This is a genomic window from Hymenobacter crusticola (genome assembly GCF_002154225.1).
GTDB lineage: Bacteria > Bacteroidota > Bacteroidia > Cytophagales > Hymenobacteraceae > Hymenobacter > Hymenobacter crusticola.
On sequence record NZ_MTSE01000012.1, the window covers coordinates 118695 to 144228 of the forward strand.

A 25534-nucleotide genomic window follows, 5' to 3' on the forward strand; every position below is an offset into this window, starting at 1 on the left:
AACCGTAACTTACCGTGCATACGACCTACTCAACTAAACTTTGCCTTAAGCTCAGATAAGCACGCAAAGCCCTGGTACAAGCCTCTCTTGTAGCGCAGACTACCCAATCGGATACCTTCTGTAGCCTTATATAGGTGCGGCAGACAAGACTTTACAGAAAGCTAGCTTATTCCAAGAAGACACGTAATATTTCTTTGCCTTGTATTTTAGCTAGCTCTATAGCGCGGAAAGCGTCAGAATAATGTTCTATTATTTCTTGACGATGTGTAAAACGACGCTCGACATTTGGTCATTATGTAGCCCTATCTCGCTTTGCTTATCTAAATGGGTGCTTTCGAAACGTCACCTTACTCATCACGTCTTTCTCGTAAGACGCCAAACAGTGGCGGTTGAAGGTTGGGGCGAAGTGCGGCGGCGTTGCCTGCAGCGTAGTCGGGGCCTGCTGACCTTTGGCAAAGAAGTACACCTTGGTGGTACCGTACTTGGTATACGGCATCAGGTTGCCGTACTGCTCCATTTCCTGCCAGCGCGTCGTGTCGCCAACCGTCACGCTGTAGATGCGCACGATGGGGCCCGTGTTATTCTCGTTGCGGAACATGCCCACTTCCTCAAAATCACCGGGCAGATCTTGCGGGCTAGGCTGCGACACCGCATCCACGATAAACCAAACTAGTAACGCGGCTAGCGCCAACCCGAAGAGGTACTTCTTATTCATAACAGGGTAAGTAGAACAACGAATCCTATAACAGCTAGGATGGCAACAGTTCTTTTGTGAAACCAACTAGCGGTTTCGTGCACGAAGTAGCCCAGAAGTATAGAAAGCTACCTCGAAAGGGCTGCACCTAGCTTCCTGGCAACCTCAAACCATAGACAAACAGGCACCTAGCCTTGCCCCTGGCAGGAGCTTGTGCGTCACAAAAAAGAGTTTGTGCGGGTGTAGTGGCTAGGAGGCACTAGCCGGCCGGCCATCCTAGCACTACTTTCTGCGGGGAAAAGCCAGCTTCTGCTCGCAGAAATTATTCGCTTGAGCGTGTAACGTAGTGGCTCGGCGCCTGGTACTCCTGCCACTTCGCGATGACACTCGGCCTGCGGGCTTTTCCTTCTTCCCCACACTCCTTTCTATTCTATGCGCCACTTCATTGCCCGGCTAGCCTTTGTCGTTTTTCTGTTGTTCTGTTTCCGGCCTTGTTCTGCTCAGAGTTCAAGCGCTACTAGTCAGGCAGTGGATGCTTTCGTTGCCGAGAAGATGAAGGCGCTTGGCATTCCCGGCCTAGCGGTGGCCGTCGTTCAGAAAGGCGAAGTACGTAAAGTTGCTACCTACGGCCTCGCCAATGTTGAATGGAAAGCGCCCGTCACTGCTCACACCAACTTTCAGATTGCTTCCTGTACCAAGCTGCTTACCTCAACGCTGGTGTTGAAAACGGTTTACGCAGGCAAGCTGCGCCTCGACGACCCGATCGGCAACTACCTAGATTCGATTCCGACCCAGTGGCAGCCCATCCGGGTGAAACATCTACTGACTCACGCAAGCGGCATACGCGACTTTCACGGCAACTTATATCTTTCTACCGCGGCCGTGGTGCGGGCCCTGCGCGACTCCACCCTTGCCTACCCGCCTGGCAGCAAGCAGCAGTACGCCCAGGCCGATTTCATGCTGCTGGGCTACATTCTGGAAAAAATCTACGGCAAACCTTTCCCACAACTCTTGCAGGAAGAAGTAGCGCAGCCCTTGCACATGCTAGACGGCTCCTACGACATGGAACAACAGGTTGGCCCCTTTCTTCGCACCAATTTAATTTCACAAAAAGCCACTACCTACTACGATTGGCAAGGCCAACTGCGCGCCTATAAGTATCTCTACCCCGCGTACACTTACACCGCGGGCGGTTACTTTGCCTCCTTGCACGACCTAGTCCAGTGGGCTATCGGCCTCGACAAGGAAGTCTTGTTTCCGGAAGCTTTTGCGGCTCCGCTCCTGTATGGCTGCGACAGTCTGCCCCAAGGCAATGCCGAGTTTACCAGGGCCGGCTGGGCGCTGGGCACGGAGAAAGGCATCGTGAGTGCCGGACATAGCGGCGGCCCAGGCCTAGGTGACGTCTGGCGTTTCCCCCAGGAAGGATACACCGTGATTGTGCTGTCGAATGACGGCGAACTGCTACCGGGCCTAGCCAGCGCCATCGCCGCGTTCTACATGAAAGACCTAGACCGCAACACGCCCATTAAAAAGTACGAGCGTTAGCAGTTTGCCGCTGGAAACCCGGCATATCGCTCACAACAAGTGCCCTTCTTATGCCCAGCAGGCGTTGGCGAGCAGCCCAACTTAGCTTCGACTGTCAAAAGCTAGGTCGGGCGGCTCGCCAACGCCTGCTGGGCTTTCACCTAGCTATAATGGCCCGCAGATTTATTCTCATGGTCGGGCCGGCACATTTCGCTAAATAATTCAACTACAGAACTATAACGCCCTGGATATATTCTCAACTGGCTACCTCTCTTATCAGAGGCAGTGAGTAAAATTGCTTTTGCAGGGGCACACGAAAGCTGATCAATTCGCCTCGTGGCAGAGCTAGGTCCTATTCAATAGCGAGAAGATAGGCTTTATGCGTGGGCAAGCTTTGTTTCCGAAGCACAGACCTATTCGCAGACGAAATGTAACTATTTCATACATGCAAACTAGGCTATACAAAGAGCCTGCTTGTCGAAATAGTACAACTCATAAATTCATGTAGCACCGGCTACTGTAGCCGGCGCAGCATTGATGAGCAACCTTGTGCTCACAGTATACTCATCCCACTCGGCGTATTTAGCAAAGCTCAACTGCTCAGCAGACTTATCAGGGCACATTTGAGGGGCTATCATCGGCGGTATAGGCCGCAAAAAAGGTCACACGCCTTCTTGCTTACGGAGTACTTTTTAGGTGTGTTTAGTCAATTCCTTCATATCGTCTTCATGTCGATGTGAGTGTTTTGTACTACCAAGCACACGATATCAGCCATGCAGCATCTGCACTTTTCCTTGATTTTGCTCACACAACGTTGGAATTCATCCAATTCTTCTGCCAGTGCCCTGCGGCCTACCGTGGCGTGAGCAAACTGCTTGTAAAGCCTGCCTGAACACTCATTAGCCTCTTTTGCCTGGTCGCTCAGCCCTGCATTGAATCATCGCAGTAATCATATTACCAATGCTTTAGCTGCAATAAGAAGCTTGCTCTGCTACTGGTTGCAAGCTCCAACGCCTTCCTAAATCATTCACCACCTTTTGCACGCTTCTCCCCAACAACGTCTCCTAGGATTGTCAATCACCTGTTTATGATACTTAAGGTTTTTATGAAAAGAACGCTCATGCTCATGGGCTTGTACAGCGTGGTTTGTTTTACAAGCTGCACAGAAAAGACAGAAGCGAAGGAAGAGAAAGTGAAGTTTCTAGTTACTAGCCCTTTGCAAAAGGACACGACGCTGGTTAAAGAATACGTAGCCCAAATCCACTCTATCCAGCACATCGAGCTGCGGGCGCTGGAAAAAGGTTACCTGCAAAAGATCTTTGTCGACGAGGGTCAGTCCGTGAAGAAAGGGCAGCTCATGTTTCAGATCATGCCCATGATTTATCAGGCAGAACTGAAAAAGTCGCAGGCTGAGGCAAACTACGTGAACCTGGAGTACCAGAACACGAAGCGGCTGGCCGACAACAACGTGGTGTCTAAGAATGAGTTGGCGCTGGCTGAGGCCAAGTATGACAAGGCCAAAGCCGAAGTATCCTTGGCCCAAACGCACTTGCAATTCACCACCATCAAAGCGCCTTTCGACGGCATCATGGACCACTTCCAGGGCCGGCTAGGTAGCTTGGTCGACGAAGGGGACTTGCTGACGACACTGTCGGACAATAGCAAAATGTGGGTGTACTTCAACGTACCCGAAGCCGAATACCTAGCTTATAAAGCACACGCCAAAAGCGACAGCGGCATCCATGTGAAGCTGCTGATGGCGAACAATGAGGTATTTCAGCAGCCTGGCATTGTACAAACCATTGAGGCTGACTTCAATAACGAAACGGGCAACATCGCCTTCCGCGCCACCTTCCCCAACCCCAAAGGGCTGTTGCGCAACGGGGAAACGGGCAGCGTGCTGATGACCACGCCCATGAAGAACGCCCTGATTGTGCCGCAGAAAGCCACCTTCGAGGTGCTGGAGAAGAAGTTCGTGTACGTGGTGGACAAGAACAACGTGGTGCACCAGCGCGAAGTGACCGTCTCGGCTGAAATGCCTGACCTATACATCGTTAAAGGCCTAGGTGCCGGCGATAAAATTATGCTAGAAGGGATTCGGAAAGTGAAAGACGGAGATAAGATCGAATTCGCTTACCAAGATCCGAAGACGGTAATCTCCCACTTGAAAGTGTACTCCGAGTAGGGTCGGTACGCCAAAACAGAGCAGATATGTTTAGTAGATTCCTTCGTCGGCCAGTGTTTGCCATCGTGATATCGGTGGTAATCATGTTCCTGGGCATCCTGGCCATCAATACCCTGCCCAACTCCCAGTTCCCGGAGATTTCGCCGCCCATGGTCATGGTGAGCACGGCATATCCGGGCGCCAGCGCTAAGGTGCTCACCGAATCGGTGCTCATCCCACTGGAGCAGGCAATCAACGGTGTGCCCGGCATGAAGTACATGACCTCCGACGCCGTGTCTGCTGGTGAGGCCAACATTCAGATCGTGTTCAACCTAGGCACGAACCCCGAGCAGGCCGTAGTAAACGTTAACACGCGTATTGCGCAGATCCTGAACCGCTTGCCGGTGCTGGTACAGCGCGAAGGCGTAGTGGTAAACCGCGTGGTGCCGAACATGCTGATGTATGTGAACCTCTACAGCAAGGACAAGAATACCGACATGCGGTACTTGTTCAACTACGCTGGGGTAAACATGCTGCCCGAAATTCAGCGGATTGACGGTATTGGCCGCGCCAGCATCCTAGGCAGCCGCCAGTACGCCATGCGCGTGTGGCTGAAGCCAGATCGCATGCGGGCCTACAACCTCTCCGTGGATGACGTGATGGAAGCCCTGAACGACCAGAGCGTTATCGGTTCGCCGGGTCGTATCGGCCGCTCCGATGGCAAAGAAGCCTCGGCGCTGGAATATGTATTGACGTACCAGGGCCGCTTCAGCGACGTGGAGCAGTACAAAAACGTCATCATCAAGGCTAACGCCAACGGTGAAACGCTGCGCCTCAAAGACGTGGCCAACGTGGAGCTAGGTTCGGAATTCTACGACATCTACTCCAACCTCGATGGTTACCCTTCGGCGGCTATCATGCTGAAGCAAACCTACGGCTCAAACGCTAGTGATGTAATCAAGAGCGTGAAAGCCAAGCTAGAAGAGCTGAAGAAGACCATGCCCCCCGGCATGGATTACAAGATCAGCTACGACGTATCGAGCTTCCTCGACGCTTCGACGGAGAACGTAATTCATACCCTGCGCGACGCCTTTATCCTGGTGGCCATTGTGGTGTTCCTGTTCCTCGGCGACTGGCGCTCGACCCTCATTCCGATTATCGCCGTGCCGGTGTCACTAGTGGGTGCCTTCATTGCCATGCAGGCCTTCGGGATGACCATCAACATGATTACGCTGTTTGCCCTGGTACTCGCCATTGGTATTGTGGTCGACGATGCCATTGTGGTGGTGGAAGCGGTGCACGCCAAGATGGAGGAAAAGCACCTCTCTCCCTATGGCGCGGTGCGTGAGGTAGTAGGCGAAATCAGCGGCGCTATCATCGCCATCACCATCCTGATGACGGCCGTATTCGTGCCGGTAGCCTTCATGAGTGGTCCGGTGGGTATCTTCTACCGCCAGTTCTCTATCACGATGGCTTCGTCTATCGTCATCTCGGGTATTGTGGCCTTGACCCTGACGCCGGTACTGTGCGCCATGATTCTGAAAAATAATCACGGCCAAGCCCGGAAGAAGACGCCAATCAACCGCTTCATCGACTGGTTCAACCGCGGCTTCGAGCGTCTGACAGGTCGCTACACTAACTTCTTGGAAAAGGTAGTTGACCGTCGCATCCTCACCTTCGCTATTCTGATAGCCTTCGGCCTAGGCATCTTCGGAATTTCCTCCACGCTGCCTTCCGGCTTCATCCCCGCCGAAGACCAGGGCATGCTCTACGCCATTATCCAGACGCCTCCCGGCTCGACGCTGGAACGCACCAACGCCCTCTCGCAACAGCTCTCCAAGCTGTCGGAGAAAGTACCTGGTATCGAAAGCATTTCGTCGCTGGCAGGTTATGAGGTACTCACGGAAGGTCGCGGCTCGAACGCCGGTACCCTGCTGATCAGCCTCAAGCCGTGGTCAGAGCGGAAAGAATCGGTGCACGACATCATCATGAGTCTGGAGGAAAAAGCCAAGGAAATTCCCGGCGCGACCATCGAATTCTTCGAGCCACCGGCAGTACCGGGCTACGGCGCGGCAGGTGGTTTCCAGCTCCAGTTGCTCGACAAAACCGCTACCGGCGACTACAAAGCGCTGGAAAAGGTAAACGAGGATTTCATGGCAGAACTGAAGAAGCGCAAAGAACTAGCAGGTCTGTTCACCTTCTTCTCGGCCAACTATCCGCAGTACGAATTGCAGATCGATAACCAGCTGGCCATGCAAAAAGGTGTGAGCATCGGCAACGCCATGAACACGCTGAGCATCATGATTGGCTCGACCTACGAGCTAGGTTTCATCAAGTTCCAACGCTTCTTCAAGGTGTTCGTGCAGGCTTCGCCGGAGTACCGCCGCTTGCCCAAGGACGTGCTGGATATGTGGGTGAAGAACGACAAGGGCGAAATGGTGCCGTTCTCGGCCTTCATGAAGATTGTGAAGAGCCAAGGCGCCAACGAAATCAACCGATACAACATGTACCCCACGGCTTCCATCCGCGGCGACGCGGCTCAGGGCTTCAGCTCGGGTGAGGCTATTAAGGCCGTGCAAGAAGTAGCAGCCAAGACTCTGCCCCGCGGCTACGACATCGACTGGGGTGGCTTGTCGAAAGACGAAGTAGGCCGCGGCAACGAAGCCGTGTATATCTTCCTCGTGGTGCTCGCCTTCGTGTACCTGGTGCTCGCCGCGCAGTACGAAAGCTTCCTGCTACCACTGGCCGTAATCCTCTCGCTGCCCGCCGGTGTGTTCGGCTCGTTCCTGCTCATTAAGACGATGGGCCTAGCTAACAACATCTACGCCCAGGTCGGCTTGGTGATGCTGGTGGGTCTGCTGGGTAAAAACGCGGTACTGATCGTAGAATTCGCCGTGCAGAAGCACGAAGAGGGAATGACGGTCCGCGAGGCGGCTATCGAGGGTGCTAAGGTGCGTTTCCGCCCGATCCTGATGACCTCTTTCGCCTTCATCGCCGGTCTGATTCCGCTGGTAATTGCCCACGGCGCCGGCGCTATCGGCAACCGCACCATCGGTACGTCGGCCCTCGGCGGCATGCTGTTCGGTACCATTTTCGGGGTCATCATCGTGCCAGGCTTGTACTACATCTTCGGTACCCTAGCCTCGGGCCGCAAGCTGATTGGGGACGAAAATGTACACCCCTTGTCCGAGTTTGAGCCTCATGTTTTAGTTGAAGAAGTTGAGACGCATGCTTAAGAGACGCATTTATCAATACCTAGGCGCAGCCTGTCTGTCGCTATCCGTTGGGGCTTGTAAAATGCCGGAGCTGGTGGTGAAAAACGAGAACCGACGCGTTCCGGCCAGCTACAACAACGCCGCCGCTCAAGATACAGCCAGTGCAGGTCGGGTTCGGTGGAAGCAGTTCTTCACCGACCCGAACCTCGCTGCCCTCATCGACACTGCGCTCCTAAATAACCAGGAGCTTAACATTGCGCAGCAAGAAATCCAGATTGCCCGCAATGAAGTGCAGATCCGCAAGGGCGAGTACCTGCCCTTCGTGGGCCTAGGTGCCAAGGCCGATGCCGCACGCCCAGGGCGGTACACGCTCCAGGGTGCTACGGAGGAAGAAATCAACATCAAGCCCGAGCACCGCAACCCCGAGCCGCTACAGAACTACCAAATCGGTGCTTTTGCCAGCTGGGAAGTGGACATCTGGCACAAGCTGCGCAATGCTCGCAAGTCGGCGGCCCTGCGCTACCTAGCTACTGTCGAGGGTCGGAACTTCACGGTGACGAACCTGATTGCCGAAATTGCCAACTCGTATTACGAGCTTCTGGCGCTCGACAACCAGCTGGCCCTTACCCGGCAGAACATTGAAATTCAAAGCAACGCGCTAGAACTCGTACGGCTCCAAAAAGAATCGGCACGGGTGACGGAGCTAGCAGTACAGCGTTTTGAGGCGCAGGTGCACAACACCCGCAGCTTGCAGTACAACATTCAGCAGCGCATCACCGAAACCGAGAACCGCATCAACTTCCTGACGGGTCGGTATCCGCGCCCCATCACCCGGAACGACGCGTCCTTCAACGACCTAGTACCCACTACTATCCAGGCGGGTGTGCCCTCGCAGCTGATGCTCAACCGGCCGGACATCCGGCAGGCGGAGCAGAACCTAGCAGCGGCAAAGCTAGACGTGCAGATTGCCCGCGCCAACTTCTACCCGGCGCTGCGCATTACCGGTTCGGCAGGTTTTGAGGCGTTCAAACCCGGCTTGCTGTTTACCACGCCCGAATCGATGCTGTATTCGCTGGCCGGTGATTTGGTGGCTCCGTTGGTGAACCGGAACGGTATCAAAGCCGTGTATGGCAACGCCAACGCCCTACAAACCCAAGCCGCTTACAATTACGAGCGGACGGTGCTGAACGCCTACATTGAGGTAGCTAATCAAGTCGCCAACATCAGCAACCTGGAGAAAAGTTATGGCGAGAAAGCCCTGGCCGTGCAGGCGCTCAACCAGTCGAGCACGATTTCAAACAGCCTCTTCCGCTCAGCCCGGGCCGACTACACGGAAGTGCTCTTCACCCAACGGGAAGCGCTGGAGTCGAAATTCGACCTGATTGAAACCAAGATGCAGCAGCTCAATGCCACTGTCAACGTGTACCGGGCTTTGGGCGGCGGCTGGCAGTAACCTAGCTGCCTAACACCAGACAAATAGGCTAGCCCACCCCCGCAAAAGCCGCTCGACTAGTTCAGCAAATGGAATCCGAAGCAGTAAGTAACTGCCGGAGTCCGCTGAACTAGTCGAGCGGCTTTTTGCGGGGGTGGGCTTTCCCGTTTTAAAGCGGTTGAGCAAAATATCTATTGCGCCGCTACCAATAAGGGTTGCCGCCGCTCGAAATCGTACAAGGTGAGCGTGCGCAGTTGATAATAGGCCACCCAGCTTGCTCGTAGCGCCGCAATATAGGCGCGCTTGGCGCGGTCTTTTTCGCTCTGGGCAATGTTGAGGTCGGTGAGGGAAATGCGGCCCACTTGGTAGGTGGCGCGGGCAATATCGTAGCGGCGCTGCGACAACGAATCGGCGCGGGAGGTAAGGGCAAGCTGCTGATCCAGAGAACCTAGCTGCGCGGCTTGGCTCAGCACCGTTTGCTCGAAGGTCATCTGTTCCTGCTCCACAGTACGCTGCACCTGCTGCCGGTTGATTTCAGCCGTCTTTACCACGGCGCGCGTCTTGCCCCAGTCCACAATGGGCATGGCGAAACCTAGGCGGAGCTGCTGCTGGTCATTGGGGTTGATGTAGCTGGTGCGAAATTGGTCGCCGCTGCTGGCCAGGCCGAAAGAGGCCGTGAGGCTCGCTTGGAAGCCCGTGGTGCCTTTGGCCTGGGCCACGTTGCGGTCGGCTTCGAGCAAGCGGCGCTGGTACATCAGGGCTTCACGACGATATTGCCGGGCTTGGGCTAGGGCTGCTTCGGGCGTTACGGCCAGCTTGGGAGTAGCGGCCGGCACGTTCAGGGCGGTGCTGGGGTCAATCGTTAGGCCGGTGTACCCCTTGAAGTCAACGGCAGCATTTTGGGCGTCGATGTTGGCTTGCACCTCGGCCTGCTGGGCATTGAGCAGGTTTAGTTCTAGCAGCAGCAGGTCGTTTTCGGAGAGGCGACCTAGGCGGTGCCGCTCCCGGCCCATGCGCAACATTTCTTCGCTGGCGTGCAGGTTTTGGCGGGCCACCTTGGCATTCACTTGTTGCAGCAGCACGTCGAAGTAGTACTCCGTCACGCGGCGGGCAATGACTTCGCGGTCCTCCACGTATTGGCGCTGCGATTCGCCATAGCGCAGAGGCTCAATGCGTTTATTCCAGCTCAATGAGTTGAAGCCAGCGATGGGCTGGGAGATGCCAATGGCGACGGGGTTGCTGTTGTAGAGGCGCTGGTTGCCCTCGAAGTTGTCGAAGCGCTGCAAGTTGGAGCCAATGGAAATTTTGCCGCCCGTCAGCCCGATGCCTTGCGTGAGGGTGGAAGCTAGGTAGGAATTGTTGATGCGCACGTACCGAAAATTGGTGGTGCCGTCGGGTTGGGTGACGGGCGTGATGGTGCGGCTGTAATTGGGCAACGTTCCTTCCAAGGCGAGCTGTGGCTTGTAGTCGGCCCGAAACGAGCGGTATTGCCAGTAGCTAGTTTCACGGTCGGTCACGGCTTGTTTTGCCACCGATGATTGCAGGAGGGCTAGGTCAATGGCCTGGGGCAGCGTCAGGGTGCTAGGTTGCGCTGGCGTTGTTGGCTGCGCAACCGCTACGGAAGCAAACAGCAGCACCACCAACAGGCTCACACCCAGCAACATCATTAGCCAGAGGCCTAGCACATCTAGCAGGAAGGACGAACGCTTGATCGCAGCAAAAGGTATACGTTTCATAGCTCGGAAAGGCGGTCGGGTGAAGTGCTATTTGATAGTCAGCTCGGAGGCTTGCTCGTAGTTTTTCATGTCGCTGATGAGCAACTCATCGCCGGCTTGCAAACCACTGATTACCTGCACGTAGTCGAAGTTGGAGTCGCCGAAGCGCACGGTACGGCGCGTGGCTACGCCGTCGCGCACCACGAACACGGTTTGCTCGTGGCCCCCTTGGTAAAAAGGCCCATTTTTCACCCGTAGCGCGTTGCGGTGGGCGCGCGTCACCACGTACACGTCGGCCCGCAGATTGGCCCGCAAGGCCGGGTGGTTGTTCTGGTCGAGCTGGGCGTAGAAGGTCATCACGCCCTTGTCGGCGGCCGGACTAATGGAGCTGATGGTGCCGCGCAAATCGGTGCCGTTGAGGCGCACCAGCACAGCGTCGCCCACGTGGAGCGAATCGGCGTAGGTGTCGGCAATGGTGCCGCGCACCCGGAAGGAGCTCAGGTCGGCGATGCGCGCTACCACTTGGCCCTGGTTCACGGTGGAGCCAATGTCTTCGTTCACCCACGTCAGCACGCCGGCTTGGCCCGCGCTGATGTTAGCATTGCGCAGCTTCTGCGCTAGCTCCGAGATGTTGCGGTCCTGAATTTGGCGAGTGTACACCAGGCCTAGCTCGTCGGCTTGGTTGGACCGGCGCTGGTTCTGAATCTGCCGGCGCACACGTTGCAACTCCAGGTCGGCAATCTTCAGGTTGAGCTCCGCCTGGCGCACATCTTCCGGCGTACCCGAGCCGATGCTGAGCAGGTTTTGCTCGTCGCGCAACGTAGATTGCAGGCTGCGTACCTTCTCCTGCTGCACCTTCTCCTGCGACTGTAAGTCGTTGAGGCTGCGCTCCAAGGAAAGGGCTAGTACATTGCTTTTATTGCGATTTTGTAATTGCTCGTCTTGCAGCTTCGCTAGCTCGCTACCAGTCAGATCTTTATCTAGCTCTAGGATGGTTTGCCCAGGTTTTACCTTCGCCCCGGCCGTGAGTAACACCTGGCGAATGGTCGACTGAATAGGGCTGGTTACGACGGCTTCGTGGGCCGGAATTATCAGCCCGCTTGCGGTGAGCGAGGCTTCTACGTCGCCGTTTTCGACGGTAGCCATCAGGATGTCTTCGCGCTTAACGCTCGGTTTCATCACGCCGCGAAACGCCCACAACCCAACAGCTACCACAACAAGCGTAGCGAGCACCAGCAGCCAGCGCCGCTGCCGACGCTTGGCTTGAATGACGGGGGAAATAGCTCTGTCCATTTCTAAGCAGGAGGAAGGTGAATTCCTATCTACTTAGCCAAGGCCAATGCCATGTTTTCAACTGCTTGTATTTCAGATTATTACAAGCATATAAACACACTACACGCTTGTAAATAGTGTCCACTTTTGGACAAGGTGTACGGAAATGTTGGGGCCCCGCTCAACCGGATTTATAATCTTCTATGAGCGCCACTTGGATGACCGTTCGAGCGTAGCTACCCGCTTTGCGGGCAGGAATTACGAATCCTCAGCTCCTTACAGCCAGATTATAAATCCGGGAGAGCTAGGTCAAATTACAAATTCGGTCATGCTAACCCGTAGCGCGAAGCTAGCGCTACGCGTATCGTTGCACCACTAATCGTGCATTAACCTAGGTACCGGTCGTTGAACGGTACGCGCCAGCTTCGCGCTACAGATTCCGTATACGTATGCTCTAATCTTCTCCTTATGCGCCTTCGCTCGTTTCACTTATTTCTTTTTGCTTTTCTTAGCCTGGCCGCTACGCCAAACAAGCTCATTGTACCGGGCCACAGCCTCGGCAATATCGCTTTGGGTGCTAGCCCCGAAACACTAGAGCAGCTAGGCAAGCCTGCTACCAGCGACGCGGCCATGCAAAAAGCGTGGGCCACATGGTATGGCAAGCCCACCGCCTCTCATCTGCCGCCCACGCAGCTCGATGTGTACACCGCCGCCACGGGTCCTGATATGCGCAAAACCATTCAGATGGTGCGCGCCACCTCTTCGTGGTTTCGCACAAGTACGGGGCTGCACAACGGCTCTACCCTAGCCAGCATTCGTCACGCGTATAGCTCACTTAGCCTAACAACCTCCTACGCTCCTACCCCAAAAGCTAGCCCACACTACATCTACGACAACGCCAAAGCCGGTATTGCCTTCGAAATGGATGGCAAGGCGGCTACCAGTCATTGCGTGGCAATCATCCTGCATCTGCCGGGCAAAGCCACGGCGAGCACCTACATGGCGATGACGCAGTACTTACAACTCATCAACCAGCGGGCTGCTAAATAGCCTCTTTGCCAGAAGAACGCTATAGAGAGGCATTCTTCTGACAACCCGTTACTTGCGCCGTAGCGTAGGGGCATTACGCCACGCGGCTATGTCCGAGGCGTAGATTTCTGCTTTGTCGGCATCTTTACCTATGCCAATGAGCACCGCAAAATTCTGCTGACGGGGGGTAGTTGGCAGAAATTCGTAGGCACCGTAGGCAGTTTGCGTTTTGGTATCGACGGGCACTTCGGCGGCGGTGTAGAAGCTAGGGTTCAGGTCGGCGGTGCCTGTGGTGCGGGCCAACGACTTACTGGCCTGCTTTACTTCGGCGGTGTAGCGGATGGTGGAATAGTTCTGGCGCGTCACCGTCAGTTGGTAAGTGCGGCCCTGAGCCGCGCCAGTGTAGGTAATGGGCTGTTGCTCGGGCAAGTCAGCGGGAAAGGCAATAGAATCTGTATCACTCAGAATCAGCCACTTGCCGCGCACGGCATACGATTCGCGCTGGATACTTTCCTTTAACCCCCGAATGAAGCTAGGGGAGAAATGCGCCGTGTCGAGCGCCGCCAGGCGGTAGGTTGGCTTGCGCGCCGCGGGTGCCGCAGCCGGCGCCACGACTTCCTGATTGATCTTCTCGGCGCTAGGCTGCGCTTGCTCCTGTTCGAGACTTTTGTTGCTGGTGCAGGCGGTAGCCAGCAGCCCTAGCAACAGGGCACTGGTAAAGAGAGAATTGAAGTTCATGCAGGACGGTAACGCAAGTAGCCCAGGGCTGGTTAGGATGCGGGTAAAGGTAAGTCCAAAATGGACGCTCACGGCCCCAGTGCCTTGGTCGCTCAAACAGCGGTAGTCAGAACCAGGCACCAGGGCGATAACGCTCGACCTAGGCTGGCCGGCTAGTTAAGTGCGGCTGCACCGGACAATGATACTTATACCAGCATTCTACACAAACTTTACCCAGTAAGAATCGTACGTTCTTAACTGTCGAGCCTAGGCGCAGTCAATTGCTATATAGGTCTGCTAATCTGACAATTAAGAATGAGTCTAAGTTAAGCGTCACGCTAAACAAGTCGACTTCTGGTGCTGTTGGTTTTTATAAGGTTGGTGCGCGTAGCAGCTAAAGAAGTTGCCTAGCAGCCCTCCTCCCCTTTTGTCCTCTCTTTTTCAAGCGGTTACTTTCATGTCAGATAATTTCCCACCCGACCAGCGCGGCCCCGCGCCCGAGGATGGCACCCGGCGCAGCTTTATGAAGCAAGCGGGTGGCATTCTGGGCCTAGCTTTGGCGCCGCCTTTTATCAGCAAAGCCGAACGGCTTACGGCCCTTTCCCGCAAAGTGGAAGGCGTATCGGAAATGCAGCTAAAGGTGAACGGCACTGTGCGCACCATCCGCGCCGAGCCCCGCGTAACGCTGCTCGATGCCTTGCGCGAACACCTCGACCTCACGGGTAGCAAGAAAGGCTGCGACCTAGGTCAGTGCGGGGCCTGCACGGTGCTGATTGATGGCCGCCGGGTTAATTCCTGCCTTACCCTGGCCGTGATGGCGCAGGGCAAAGAAGTCACGACCATCGAAGGCCTGGCGAAAAATGACGAACTGCACCCGCTGCAAACGGCCTTCATCAAGCACGACGGCTTCCAGTGCGGCTACTGTACCTCCGGGCAAATTATGTCCGGCGTGGCCTGCATTAACGAAGGCCATGCCAGTTCCGACGACCAATGCCGCGAATGGATGAGCGGCAACTTGTGCCGCTGCGGCGCTTACCCCAACATCGTAGCCGCCGTGCGTGAAGTTGCCGGCAATAAGAGCTGAGCAGTGAGAACCAAGAGCTTATAGCGGTCCAACTAACACCGTGCTAAGCCTTTTCTGCAAGCTGAGTTCTCCCTTCTAAGCGCTAATCAAATGAACAATTTCGCCTACCAACAGGTCGACAAGCCGAAGGACGCCACGGCCATCCTGCGCGACGACAAGCAAGCGGCTTTCATTGCGGGCGGCACCACGCTCCTCGATCTAATGAAATCCAACATCGAGCAGCACTCGCAGCTCGTGGATATTAACCTGCTGCCCTTCAAAGGCATCGAGCAAACCAGCGACGGCCTACGCATTGGCGCCTTGGAGCGCATGAGCGACGTGGGCGAAAGCCGCTTGATCGTGGAGCAGTACCCGGCTATTTCGGAGTCGCTGCTGCTGGCGGCCTCGCCACAACTGCGGAACATGGCCAGCATCGGCGGCAATTTGTTGCAGCGCACGCGCTGCGGCTACTTCCGCGACCCCGCATTTCCGTGCAACAAGCGCGTGCCCGGCTCGGGCTGCCCCGCCCAGACCGGCGACAACCACAACCTAGCTATCCTAGGGGTGAGTGACAGCTGCATTGCCAACAGCAACCCCGGCGACCTAGCCGTAGCCCTGATTGCGCTCGATGCGGTTCTGACCTTAGAGAATGCCAAGGGCAAACAGCGCCGCGTGCCCCTGAACAGTTTCTATCTATTGCCTGGCAAAACGCCGCACAAGGAAAATGTGCTGGAGCCCGGCGAGCTGATTGTGGCCGTGACGGTACCTGCGGCCGCGCACGCCCGTCGTTCCACCTACCTAAAAGTGCGCGAACGAACCAGCTACGCGTATGCCCTGGCTTCGGCTGCGGTAGGCCTTGATGTGCAGGGCGGCACGATCCGTTCGGCGCGCGTGGCACTCGGCAGCGTGGGCGCCCAGCCCTGGCGCTCTCCCGAAGCCGAAAAAGTGCTGACCGGCGCGCCAGCGACGGAAGCTACTTTCCGGGCCGCTGCGGCCGCGGCTTTGCGCGGTGCTCAGCCGCGCGAGCACAACCGCTACAAGGTAGAGCTAGCGCAGAACACGCTGGTGCGCGCCCTTACCAATTTAACGAGTGCTTAGTAGTTGGTAGGTAAGCGCTGCGCTTTGGGCAAAACCAGAAGAGTGAAGCTCATTGCTAAAGCGCTAGAAGCCAATACCAATAACTAGGCACCAAGCACGAAGCACTAAAAATGGATATCGAACCTACTTTCTTTGATTCGCCGGGCGCCGGTGGCATTGTGGGCCAGCCCCTCGACCGCGTAGATGGTCGCGACAAGGTGACTGGCAAAGCCCGCTATGCGGCCGAGTTTCCCTTGCCGGGGCTCGTCTATGGGGTGTTGCGCACCAGCGAGATTGCCAAAGGCAAGATCACGCGCATCGACACGGCGGCTGCCGTTAAGGAGCCGGGCGTTATTGCCATTTTCACCCACGAGAACCTGCCTAAGCTCGCCAAGACGCCTAACACGCCTGAGGGCAAAAAGGCCATTGGGGCGCCTATGGGCTTTCTGCCGCTCACCGGCAACGAGATTCACTACGCCAATCAGCCGGTAGCAGTGGTCGTGGCCGATACGTTTGAGCGCGCCACCCACGCGGCGTCGCTGGTCAAGGTAAGCTACGAGCAGGCGCAACCTATTGCCTCTTTCCTTGACCCCAAAGCCGAAATCTTTGACCCGCAAAAGGTGCAGGATGGCAAAACGGACGGCCACACCCGGCGCGGCAACCCCAAGTCGGCGCTGGCGGCGTCGCCCATCCAGTTGAAGGCCACTTATACCCACGCCATCAACAACCATAACCCCATGGAGCCGGGCTCCACGACGGCTCATTGGGAAGCGGCCGACCGCGTTACGGTGTACGAATCGACGCAGGGGGTGACCCGCACGCAACAAGCTTTATCAGAAATGCTAGGCTTGCCCCGCGACCAGGTGCGCGTGATTACCAAGTATATCGGTGGCGGCTTCGGCTGCAAAGGCTCTTGCTGGCCGCACACCCCCCTCACGGTGCTGGCGGCTAAGGCCATCGGGCGGCCAGTGAAGCTGGTGCTCACGCGCCCGCAGATGTTCACCAGCATGGGCCACCGCGAAGATCAAACCCAAACGCTGACCCTAGGTGCCACGAAAGAAGGCAAGCTCACGGCGCTTATTCACGAAAAGACGTCGACCACGTCGCCCTGGGATAACTACGCCGAGTCCAACAGCAAGATTATTGATTTGCTCTACGAGTGCCCCAACTTTGAGGCCACGTATCAGCTTGCTCGCGCTAATGTGATGACCTCCACGTTTATGCGCGCGCCGGGTGAGGCGCCGGGCTCTTTTGCCATTGAGTGCAGTATGGACGACCTAGCCGCCCAACTCGGCATGGACCCCATCCAGCTGCGGCTGCTTAATTACGCTGAGAAAGACCCTAGTACCGGCAAGCCCTGGAGCAGCAAGAGCTTAAAACAATGCTACGCGCGTGGTGCAGAGCTGTTTGGCTGGAGCAAGCGCAACCCCAAAGCCGGCGCCACCCGCGACGGCAAGTATCTGGTGGGTATGGGGATGGCCACGGCCTCCTACCCTGTGCATAACTCCCAGGGCACGGCGCGGGTGCGTCTCTACGCCGACGGCCACGCCGTGGTGCAGAGCGGCGCCACCGACCTAGGTACCGGCACCTACACCGTCATGACGCAGGTAGCGGCCGATTCGCTGGGCCTGACGGTGGACAAAGTGCGCTTCGAGCTAGGTGATACGCGCCTGCCTACGGCACCCAACTCGGGTGGTTCGGTGGCGGCGGGCACAGTGTCGTCGTCTATCTACATGGCTGCGCAAGATGTGTGGCAGAAGCTCACCAAGCTTGCTGTGCAAGACAAACGTTCGCCTCTCTACCGCGCTAAGCCCGAGGAGGTAACGAATGAGAAAGGGCGCCTCATCTTGAAAAACGACAAGAGCAAGGGCGAAGACTTTGCCGCGCTGATGAAACGCCTAGAGCTGACCGACATCGAAGGCACTGGCAACGGCAAGTACGGCGCCGGCTACGAATCGGGTATGGCCGCTAGTGCCGCCGACTCAGGCCACAAGGACGATGCTGGGCAGCACTCCATGCACTCGTTCGGCACCCACTTCTGCGAGGTGCGCGTCGATCCGGAGCTAGGTACCGTGCGGGTATCGCGCTGGGTGAGCGTGCACGCGGCAGGTCGCATCCTGAATGCCAAAACGGCGCGCAGCCAAATCATTGGCGGCAGCATCTTTGGCATCGGTTCGGCGCTGATGGAGCAGACGGTCCGCGACGACCACTTTGCTCGCTACACCAACGCCTCGCTGGCCGACTACCACATTCCCGTCAACGCCGATATTCCGGAAATGACCGTGGAATTCATCGACGAGCACGACCCATACATCAATGCGATGGGCGTGAAAGGTATCGGTGAAATATCGATGGTAGGCGTAGCAGCAGCCGTGGCAAATGCCGTTTTCCACGCCACAGGCAAGCGCATCCGCAGCCTGCCCATCACGCCGGAGAAGGTATTGAACGCGGGCATCGCCTCCTAGATACAACGTAGGGCGGGCTTTGTAGTTGATGCTTACGACTATGGAGAAAGCATCAACTACAAAGCCCGCCCTACAGCCTAGCGCCTTACGCAATCTTGAAACTCTCTTAACCTAGCCTTCCGTTTTGCGGTAAAAGCTAGGTATCCGTATTACAGAACCCAATGACAGAACTTCAGCACTTGCTTGCGGCTTACGATGCCCACCGCGCCGCCGGTCATGCTTGCGCGCTGGCGACGGTGGTGCACGTGGAGGGCTCCGCGTACCGCAGCCCCGGTGCCCGCATGCTTGTGACCGAGGATGGTCAGCTAACGGGCGCCATCAGTGGCGGCTGCCTGGAAGGCGATGCGCGCCGCCGGGCATACCAAGCCATTCAGCGCCGCCGCCCCACGGTGGTTATTTATGATACGACCGACGAAGATGACCTACGCCACGGCATGGGGCAAGGCTGCCAAGGCATCATCCATATCTTGCTCGAACCGCTGGACTTCAGGGACCTAGCCAACCCGCTGGAGCTCCTGCGTACTTGCGCCGATCAGCACCAGCCCAGCGTGCTGGCCACGGTGTTCAGCCTCCCTACCACCGACCAAGCCAAGCTAGGTGCCCGCCTGTTGTTTACGAGCCAAGGCGACGCGCAAGGTGCCTTGCCTGTCGCGCCAGAGTTAGCAGCAGCCATTCAAGCTGATGCGCACGAAGCGTTGCGCACGGGCGAAAGCAAAACCTTAGACTACCAGGACAACCTAGGCTCCATCCGGGTCTTTCTGGAAGTGCTGAAGCCTGCCTTGCGCCTCACTATCTACGGGGCCGGCAACGATGTGCAGCCGCTTGTGCGGCTGGCGGCTAGCCTAGGGTGGCGGGTACGCGTGGTAGATGGGCGTCCGGCCCAAGCCGCCGCGGCGCGTTTCCCAGAAGCGCAAAGTGTGCACGTGGTGCCCCTAGCCGATGTAACACATGAGCCCACGCCCCCCGATTATGTGCTGCTCATGACGCACAACTACTTTTACGACCTTGCGGCACTCCGGCGGCTACTCCCAGAGTCCACTGCTTACATTGGGTTGTTGGGTCCGCGCAAGAAAGCCGATAAGCTGCTGGAAGAGTTGCGCGCAGAAGGTTTCACCTTCGACGACACCTTAAGCGGACGACTATACAGTCCGGTCGGGCTGAACCTAGGTGCCGAAACCGCCGAGGAAATAGCTTTATCAATTGTTGCCGAGATTCAAGCGGTGCAGGCGAAACGCTCCGCTGGCTTTCTTCGTGATACCTCGGGCTCCATTCACAACCGGCCGGCCCTGGGTGCTTCCACTCCTTCCTTCGGCACCATCGTGGGTGATGCTGTTTGTGCCATCAGCAATGCCTAACTCAGATACAACAATTGGCTTAATCGTGCTGGCCGCCGGCGCCTCTACGCGCCTTGGTCAGCCTAAGCAGCTTCTTCCTTACCTAGGCCGGACGCTGCTGCGTCATGCGGCTGAAACCGCCGTGGCAACTGGTTGCCGTCCTATTATTGTCGTGACCGGCGCCTTGCACGAGGAGCTAGCCGCGGAAGTTGCGGGCTTGCCCGTACAGATTGTGCGCAACACGGCGTGGGCGACGGGCATGGGCTCGTCCATCCAGGTTGGCCTGAACTTTATGGAAAGTATAAGCCAGCCGCTACAAGCTGTTATTGTCACGCTCAGCGACCAGCCGCTGGTAACGCCCGAGTTGCTGACCGAGCTGATTCACCGCTACCAAGCCACGCAGGCCCCTATTGTTGCGGCGGAGTACAAGGATGCTCACGGCGTGCCGGCGCTGTTTGCCGCGGCCGTTTTCCCGGCTTTGCGCGAGCTAGCCGGTGCTACCGGTGCGCGCCAGGTTATCGAGGCGCAAGACCAACAGGTGGAGCTCGTTAGCTTCCCCGATGGCGCCGTCGACGTGGATACGCGCGAGCAGTACGAAGCGCTGCTGCGCATGGGTGGCGCCGAAGATGGGTTTTAGCGGAGGCACTTCTTGCTAGGTGGCAGCAGCGTCATTGGGCTACTCTTGCGTGGGTAAAAACTCACTATCTTGCCTGGCCTCACTGCTGACTTTTCGGTTCTATGACCAACCCTGCTGCCGCTGCGCCTGCCGTGGCCACCACTCCCAAAAACGATAAGCGCATCACCAACGGCTGGGCCATGTACGACTGGGCCAACTCGGTGTACCCGCTCGTGATTACCTCCAGCATTTTCCCCATTTACTGGAGCAGCGTCGTCAAAACGGCCACCGGTACCGATAGCGGCAAGAGCCCCGTTGACTTCCTAGGTTTTCAGGTGCCAGGCTCGTCGCTGCTCACGTACGCCATTTCTGCGGCCTTCCTCATCATTGCCATCATCAGCCCCTTTCTTACCTCACTGGCTGATTTCTCGGGGCGTAAAAAGGCCTTTTTGCAGTTCTTCTGCTACTTAGGCGCCGCGAGTTGCGCGGGGTTGTATTTCTTTGACGCTAACACGTTTACGGCCTCGACGTTCGTCTTTATTGCCGCTACGGTAGGTTTCTCGGGCTCTATTGTGTTCTACAATTCTTACCTGCCCGATATTTCCACCGAAGACCAATACGACCGGCTCTCGGCCCGCGGCTTCTCGATGGGCTACGTGGGTTCCGTTATTCTGCTAATCATTTGCCTCGTTATCAACCAGTTTCACGAGCAAGTTGGTATATCGGGCACCAAGGCGGCACAACTATCCTTCTTGCTCACCGGCTTTTGGTGGGCAGGTTTTGCGCAAATCCCCTTTGCTAGGTTGCCCAAAGATCCAGGTCGTGCTGCCAGCGCCGGCGCCGACAACAGTGGCTGGCTCCTCAACGGCTTTCGGGAGCTAGGCAAGGTGTGGCGCGAGCTAGCGTACCAGCCCAATTTGAAGCGGTTTTTGCTTGCCTACTTCACCTACAACATGGGCGTGCAAACGGTGATGTACGTGGCCACCATATTCGGCACCGACGAGCTGCACCTGGAAGACTCAGCGCTCATTATCACTATCTTACTACTGCAAATTGTAGCTATCCTAGGGGCTTACTTGTTTGCGCGCTTGTCGGAAGCTATTGGCAATACGCGGGCGCTAAGCTGGTCGGTAGTTATCTGGGCGCTGATCTGTATTGCGGGCTACTATGTGCAGGCAGGCTGGTCGTTCTACGCCCTAGCCTCCGTCATCGGCCTCACCATGGGCGGCATCCAGAGCCTTTCGCGCAGCACCTATTCCAAAATTATTCCGGAGAACACCCCCAACACGGCCGCCTATTTCAGCTTTTTCGACGTGACGGAGAAGCTCAGCATTGTCATTGGCACCGCCACGTGGGGCATTATCAGTCAGCAGTTTGGCTCGATGCGCTACAGCATCCTAGCCCTCATTGTATTCTTTATCCTAGGTCTGATTTTTCTGCTAACCTTGCGCGGCAAGAAGCTACGCGAAGACTCCAGGGACGATACTTTCTTACCCCCGCCGCCGGCCTCCGCCCCCGCTGAGCTAGGTCGCCCGCAGCTTCGGTAAGCGGCTGGTGCGCGCCAAAGGCTTACTTTGCGCGCGTTTCTACCCTAAGTTTCCCCTTACGCTATGTACACTTCCTCGCTTCAGCAGAACTTCCTGGCCGAACTCCACGTCGAGCTAGCCAATACGCGCAGGGTGCTCGAACGAGCGCCCTTCGAGCAGGCCGACTACAAGCCGCACCCCAAAAGCATGACCCTGTGGCAATTAGCAACGCACGTAGTAGACTTGCTGGCTTTCAAAACACTCTTCCTGCAGGCGGACGCCCGCGACTTTCTCGACCCGAACGCGCCTAAGCCCGGCCCCAAGCCCACCAGTAAGGAGGGGCTGCTCGCCCGCTTCGACCAATACAGCGCCACTCTTAAGCAAGCGCTTCAGGCCTCGGACGACGAACAGTTGACCCACAATTTCAAGCTTCACCGCGGCGAGCAGGTCATTTTCGAACGCCCCAAAGGCACGGCCATCCGCATCATGGGCCTCAACCACAGCATTCATCACCGCGGCCAGCTCACGGTTTACTTGCGCCTCCTCGACATCCCAATTCCCGGCCTTTACGGCCCTAGCGCCGACGAGAAAGGCTGATTGAGCGTCTTTTAAGACAAACAAACACCTGTCATCCTGACGAAAGAAGGACCTTATTCCACCAGAACAATGATTCGTTCTAACGGAGTAAGGTCCTTCTTTCGTCAGGATGACAGGTGTTTATCTACTGGCGCTGTTCTACTTGCTAGGATACACTTTCTCCCCCGCAATCCAGGTTTGCAGCACTTTCGCGCCGCGCAGCTCGGGAGCGGGTGCTTTCAGTAGGTCTTTGTCGAGCAGCACAAAGTCGGCGGCCATACCGGGCTGAATGCGGCCTTTCTGCTTTTCCTCGAAAGCCGCGTGTGCGGCCCAGGTAGTCATGCCCCGAAGCGCGTCGGGGCGCGAAAGGGCATTTTCGGGTTGGAAGCCGCCTGCGGGGTAATTTTTGGCATCTTGGCGAGCCACGGCGCTATGGAAACCATAGAGCGGGTTGATATCTTCCACGGGAAAGTCGCTCCCTAGGGCTACTTGGCCGTACTGCTTGCGCAGTTCCTCGTACGCATACGCCGTTTTGAGACGCTTCGCTCCTAGCCGCTCGCCAGCCCAGTACATATCGGAGGTGGCGTGCGTGGGCTGCACCGAGGGCACAACGCCGAACTGCCCGAACTTGGGCATGTCGGCCGGCGTGATAACCTGCGCGTGCTCAATGCGCCAGCGCCGGTCCTTCTGCCCTTTCAGCGCTTCGCCGTAGATGTTCAGGATAATCCGGTTGGCTGAGTCACCAATGGCGTGCGTATTCATCTGGAACTTACTAGCCGCTAGCTCCTTGGCCAAAGCGCGGTATTCTTTCTCGGTTGAAAGCAAGAACCCCGTTTCCTTCGGCCGATCGGCGTACGGCTCTACTAGGCACGCGCCGCGCGAGCCTAGGGCCCCATCGGCGTATACCTTAAAGGAAGCCACCGTGAGTCGGTCGTTGAACACGGGACCTTTCGGCAGGTAGTAGGCTTTGTTTTCCTTCGTCGGATTGAGCATCGTATAGAGACGCAGCTTCAGCTTGCCTTGCTTTTGCAAACGCTCCATTTGGTCGACATCGGCTTTGTTTAGGCCGGCGTCGGCGAGGCTGGTAAGACCCACGGCCACACAGTTTTGCTGCCCTTGCAGGAGTGCAGCCTCTGCTTCGGCAGGTGTGGGCTCTGGAATTTTACTGGAAACCAGCCTCACCGCATTATCGACCAAGAGCCCCGTAAGCTTGCCTTGCGCATTGCGGGTGATGGTGCCGCCGTTGATGGGCGTAGCGGCTGTCACGCCAGCTAGGTCCAGGGCTTTCTGATTTGCCAAAGCAGCGTGGCCATCCACGCGGGCTATCAGCACGGGTACGTCGGGGAAGAGCTTATCTAAGGTGTCTTTGGTTGGAAACTGCTTGGTGGGCCAGTCGTTCTGATCCCAGCCGCGGCCCGTAACCCACGCGGCTTGCGGGTACTGCTGGCGCTGCGCCGTGAGCTTAGCTACTACTTCGGGCCACGAGGCAGTACCTACCAAGTTGGCATCACGCAACCCTAGGGCGTACCGATAGAAGTGGCAGTGCGCATCGTAGAAGCCCGGGTAAATAAACTTTCCCTGCCCATCTATCTCCTGCGTGCCTTTGTAGCGGCGGCGGATATCGTCTGTGCTGCCCACCGCCACAAACTTGCCATCTTTGATAGCAAAAGCTTGGGCCTGCGTGAAAGTAGAATCGACGGTGTAAACGGTGGCATTGTACACCACCACATCAGCCGAGTCGGAAGAAGTTGATTGGCAGCTCATCTGGCATGCGAGCAGAGGCAACAGCAAGTAGCGGAAGCGTAGGGTTGAATTCATGGGAGCAAGATAAAAGCTAGCGCGAGAACCACGCAGCCCCTGATCGTGCTGAGCATAAGCTCAACCGTCGTAATACGGCGAAAATCAACTAGCTTTGCCCGATATGCAGACCGCCGGGGTTCGGCTGCGTCTGCGGAAGTTGGTTATTTTTTCCTGCATGTCATCGCGAACCTATTCTCTCATGGGGCTTCTGCCCATTATTAATCGGTGGAAAAACTTAGTGCTCGCGGCGGTTGGATTAGCCTTTCTCCTGAGCTTGCTCGTCGCCTTTCTGCTACCTAATATATACCAGTCTACCGCGGTATTTTACCCTACCAACCCTGAAACTACTGACCCCGACCGTATCGTGAGCGAGGGCGGTAAGTTACAGCTAGGAGGCCGGGCCGAAGACCTAGACCGCGTCATCACCATCGGCGAATCGCAGCCGGTAGCCGAGCTGATGATCAAGCGCTTCGACCTCTACAAGCATTATAACGTTGGCTCGCCCGGCGACGAGAAAGCCGAACAAGATGCCCTCGAAGCCTTCGACAAAAAACTCAACATCGTTCACAACGACCGTGATGCTATTGAGCTAACCGTTGAGGATAATGACAAGGTACTAGCTGCCCGTATGGCCAACACCTTGGTACAGGTCATCGACTCTATCAACCAGCAGCTTACCTTCGAAAACCGCCGTAGCATTATCGAGTTGTACCGGGATCGAGCCTCTTTCCTGGAGAAAGAATTCGTGCAGGCCCACGACAGCTTGCTGGCAGCGCGGCGCCGGTACGGCGTCTACGGCATGGACCGCGAATCGCGCTACATCGCCAAGGAAATCATCGAGACCGAATCTGCCTTGCGCCGGGCTGAAGGCGAAGGCAACAGCGGCAAAGCCGCTGGGCTGCGGCGCGCTTTGAAAGGACTCACGCAAGCGGATGGCGGCAACGTTTACAACCTGGAAAGCTATACCAAAGGGCTCGACCTTATCACTGGCTTATACAGCCGTTTCAACGACGTACAAACGCGCCTGCAAGAGGCCCGCGGCGCCTACGAGACGGCCCGCTTAACCATTAGCAGCCGTATTTCATCGATCTACGTTGTTCAGAAAGCCTTCCCGGCTACGAAAAAGGCGAAGCCCGTTCGCTCGCTGATTGTCATTTCTTCGGTATTGATTACGCTGGTATTGTCCATCATCTTTATCACGCTGCTAGAGCTATATCGCGGCAACCTAGGTTTGAGCAGCCTGCGCCGAGTGGAGTAGACAGGTGAGGTAGAAGCGCAGCGGCTGCCACCTTTTTTGTGGCCAGTCGTGCGGTAA

At 56.7% G+C, this 25534-nt stretch carries 18 protein-coding genes; 13 read left to right on the forward strand and 5 right to left on the reverse strand.

The genetic code is table 11. The features are described from left to right. Nucleotides 1-316 precede the first annotated feature (316 nt). Entirely contained in the window at nucleotides 317-715 is a 399-nt protein-coding gene (locus tag BXP70_RS19590; protein ID WP_086595814.1) for a hypothetical protein, read from the reverse strand. A gap of 411 nt (nucleotides 716-1126) precedes the next feature. On the opposite strand from BXP70_RS19590, the gene BXP70_RS19595 reads away from it, so the two are divergent. From BXP70_RS19595 to BXP70_RS19610, 4 genes are all read left to right on the forward strand, one after another. Continuing rightward, a complete protein-coding gene (locus tag BXP70_RS19595; RefSeq protein WP_086595815.1) occupies nucleotides 1127-2239 on the forward strand; it encodes a serine hydrolase domain-containing protein in 1113 nt (370 codons plus the stop codon). A gap of 1084 nt (nucleotides 2240-3323) precedes the next feature. Continuing rightward, nucleotides 3324-4403 carry an efflux RND transporter periplasmic adaptor subunit gene (locus BXP70_RS19600; protein ID WP_086595816.1) on the forward strand — a complete coding sequence of 360 codons (1080 nt, stop codon included), beginning with the start codon at nucleotides 3324-3326 and terminating at the stop codon, nucleotides 4401-4403. A 26-nt stretch (nucleotides 4404-4429) separates the two neighbouring features. Beyond that, on the forward strand, nucleotides 4430-7618 hold the full coding sequence (locus BXP70_RS19605; protein WP_086595817.1) for an efflux RND transporter permease subunit: 3189 nt from the start codon (nucleotides 4430-4432) through the stop codon (nucleotides 7616-7618). Then, a complete protein-coding gene (locus tag BXP70_RS19610; RefSeq protein WP_086595818.1) occupies nucleotides 7611-9050 on the forward strand; it encodes a TolC family protein in 1440 nt (479 codons plus the stop codon). The genes BXP70_RS19605 and BXP70_RS19610 overlap by 8 nt, the downstream gene beginning before the upstream one ends. Nucleotides 9051-9220: 170 nt before the next feature. Here BXP70_RS19610 and BXP70_RS19615 read toward each other — a convergent pair whose 3' ends face one another. Together BXP70_RS19615 and BXP70_RS19620 are read right to left on the reverse strand one after the other, a co-directional pair. Next, a complete protein-coding gene (locus BXP70_RS19615) occupies nucleotides 9221-10765 on the reverse strand; it encodes a TolC family protein (RefSeq protein ID WP_245849691.1) in 1545 nt (514 codons plus the stop codon). Nucleotides 10766-10792: 27 nt separating this feature from the next. Further along, entirely contained in the window at nucleotides 10793-12037 is a 1245-nt protein-coding gene (locus BXP70_RS19620; protein ID WP_086595819.1) for an efflux RND transporter periplasmic adaptor subunit, read from the reverse strand. 447 nt (nucleotides 12038-12484) lie between these two features. On the opposite strand from BXP70_RS19620, the gene BXP70_RS19625 reads away from it, so the two are divergent. Then, entirely contained in the window at nucleotides 12485-13066 is a 582-nt protein-coding gene (locus tag BXP70_RS19625) for a hypothetical protein (protein WP_086595820.1), read from the forward strand. A gap of 48 nt (nucleotides 13067-13114) precedes the next feature. On the opposite strand, the gene BXP70_RS19630 is transcribed toward BXP70_RS19625, so the two are convergent. Continuing rightward, nucleotides 13115-13783, reverse strand: coding sequence for a hypothetical protein (locus BXP70_RS19630; RefSeq protein WP_086595821.1), 669 nt, complete (start codon nucleotides 13781-13783; stop codon nucleotides 13115-13117). Nucleotides 13784-14219: 436 nt separating this feature from the next. On the opposite strand from BXP70_RS19630, the gene BXP70_RS19635 reads away from it, so the two are divergent. From BXP70_RS19635 to BXP70_RS19665, 7 genes are all read left to right on the forward strand, one after another. Then, entirely contained in the window at nucleotides 14220-14846 is a 627-nt protein-coding gene (locus BXP70_RS19635) for a (2Fe-2S)-binding protein (RefSeq protein ID WP_086595822.1), read from the forward strand. Between the two features lie 90 nt (nucleotides 14847-14936). Next, nucleotides 14937-15923 carry an FAD binding domain-containing protein gene (locus BXP70_RS19640; RefSeq protein WP_086595823.1) on the forward strand — a complete coding sequence of 329 codons (987 nt, stop codon included), beginning with the start codon at nucleotides 14937-14939 and terminating at the stop codon, nucleotides 15921-15923. Between the two features lie 110 nt (nucleotides 15924-16033). Then, nucleotides 16034-18367, forward strand: coding sequence for a xanthine dehydrogenase family protein molybdopterin-binding subunit (locus BXP70_RS19645; RefSeq protein ID WP_086595824.1), 2334 nt, complete (start codon nucleotides 16034-16036; stop codon nucleotides 18365-18367). A gap of 161 nt (nucleotides 18368-18528) precedes the next feature. Then, a complete protein-coding gene (locus tag BXP70_RS19650; protein WP_086595825.1) occupies nucleotides 18529-19722 on the forward strand; it encodes an XdhC family protein in 1194 nt (397 codons plus the stop codon). Next, nucleotides 19715-20338, forward strand: a complete 624-nt coding sequence (locus BXP70_RS19655; RefSeq protein WP_179197753.1) for a nucleotidyltransferase family protein — start codon at nucleotides 19715-19717, stop codon at nucleotides 20336-20338. The genes BXP70_RS19650 and BXP70_RS19655 overlap by 8 nt, the downstream gene beginning before the upstream one ends. A gap of 101 nt (nucleotides 20339-20439) precedes the next feature. Then, nucleotides 20440-21864 (forward strand): MFS transporter, encoded by a 1425-nt coding sequence (locus BXP70_RS19660; RefSeq protein ID WP_086595827.1) that lies wholly within the window; start codon nucleotides 20440-20442, stop codon nucleotides 21862-21864. 63 nt (nucleotides 21865-21927) lie between these two features. Beyond that, complete coding sequence (locus BXP70_RS19665) at nucleotides 21928-22440, forward strand: DinB family protein (RefSeq protein WP_086595828.1); 513 nt, start codon at nucleotides 21928-21930, stop codon at nucleotides 22438-22440. Between the two features lie 138 nt (nucleotides 22441-22578). Here BXP70_RS19665 and BXP70_RS19670 read toward each other — a convergent pair whose 3' ends face one another. Continuing rightward, nucleotides 22579-24237 (reverse strand): amidohydrolase, encoded by a 1659-nt coding sequence (locus tag BXP70_RS19670; RefSeq protein WP_086595829.1) that lies wholly within the window; start codon nucleotides 24235-24237, stop codon nucleotides 22579-22581. A gap of 181 nt (nucleotides 24238-24418) precedes the next feature. Here BXP70_RS19670 and BXP70_RS19675 point away from each other — a divergent pair, with 181 nt between their 5' ends. Further along, nucleotides 24419-25477 carry a GumC domain-containing protein gene (locus BXP70_RS19675; RefSeq protein WP_179197754.1) on the forward strand — a complete coding sequence of 353 codons (1059 nt, stop codon included), beginning with the start codon at nucleotides 24419-24421 and terminating at the stop codon, nucleotides 25475-25477. Nucleotides 25478-25534: the final 57 nt, after the last annotated feature.

Bases quoted from the DNA above. Each gene is read 5' to 3' on its own strand.
- BXP70_RS19600 (WP_086595816.1), top strand. From the start codon at position 3,324: ATGAAAAGAACGCTCATGCTCATGGGCTTGTACAGCGTGGTTTGTTTT.
- BXP70_RS19605 (WP_086595817.1), top strand. From the start codon at position 4,430: ATGTTTAGTAGATTCCTTCGTCGGCCAGTGTTTGCCATCGTGATATCG.
- BXP70_RS19625 (WP_086595820.1), top strand. From the start codon at position 12,485: ATGCGCCTTCGCTCGTTTCACTTATTTCTTTTTGCTTTTCTTAGCCTG.
- BXP70_RS19615 (WP_245849691.1), bottom strand. From the start codon at position 10,765: ATGAAACGTATACCTTTTGCTGCGATCAAGCGTTCGTCCTTCCTGCTA.
- BXP70_RS19635 (WP_086595822.1), top strand. From the start codon at position 14,220: ATGTCAGATAATTTCCCACCCGACCAGCGCGGCCCCGCGCCCGAGGAT.
- BXP70_RS19650 (WP_086595825.1), top strand. From the start codon at position 18,529: ATGACAGAACTTCAGCACTTGCTTGCGGCTTACGATGCCCACCGCGCC.
- BXP70_RS19630 (WP_086595821.1), bottom strand. From the start codon at position 13,783: ATGAACTTCAATTCTCTCTTTACCAGTGCCCTGTTGCTAGGGCTGCTG.
- BXP70_RS19620 (WP_086595819.1), bottom strand. From the start codon at position 12,037: ATGGACAGAGCTATTTCCCCCGTCATTCAAGCCAAGCGTCGGCAGCGG.
- BXP70_RS19590 (WP_086595814.1), bottom strand. From the start codon at position 715: ATGAATAAGAAGTACCTCTTCGGGTTGGCGCTAGCCGCGTTACTAGTT.
- BXP70_RS19645 (WP_086595824.1), top strand. From the start codon at position 16,034: ATGGATATCGAACCTACTTTCTTTGATTCGCCGGGCGCCGGTGGCATT.
- BXP70_RS19670 (WP_086595829.1), bottom strand. From the start codon at position 24,237: ATGAATTCAACCCTACGCTTCCGCTACTTGCTGTTGCCTCTGCTCGCA.
- BXP70_RS19665 (WP_086595828.1), top strand. From the start codon at position 21,928: ATGTACACTTCCTCGCTTCAGCAGAACTTCCTGGCCGAACTCCACGTC.
- BXP70_RS19610 (WP_086595818.1), top strand. From the start codon at position 7,611: ATGCTTAAGAGACGCATTTATCAATACCTAGGCGCAGCCTGTCTGTCG.
- BXP70_RS19640 (WP_086595823.1), top strand. From the start codon at position 14,937: ATGAACAATTTCGCCTACCAACAGGTCGACAAGCCGAAGGACGCCACG.
- BXP70_RS19660 (WP_086595827.1), top strand. From the start codon at position 20,440: ATGACCAACCCTGCTGCCGCTGCGCCTGCCGTGGCCACCACTCCCAAA.
- BXP70_RS19595 (WP_086595815.1), top strand. From the start codon at position 1,127: ATGCGCCACTTCATTGCCCGGCTAGCCTTTGTCGTTTTTCTGTTGTTC.
- BXP70_RS19675 (WP_179197754.1), top strand. From the start codon at position 24,419: ATGGGGCTTCTGCCCATTATTAATCGGTGGAAAAACTTAGTGCTCGCG.
- BXP70_RS19655 (WP_179197753.1), top strand. From the start codon at position 19,715: ATGCCTAACTCAGATACAACAATTGGCTTAATCGTGCTGGCCGCCGGC.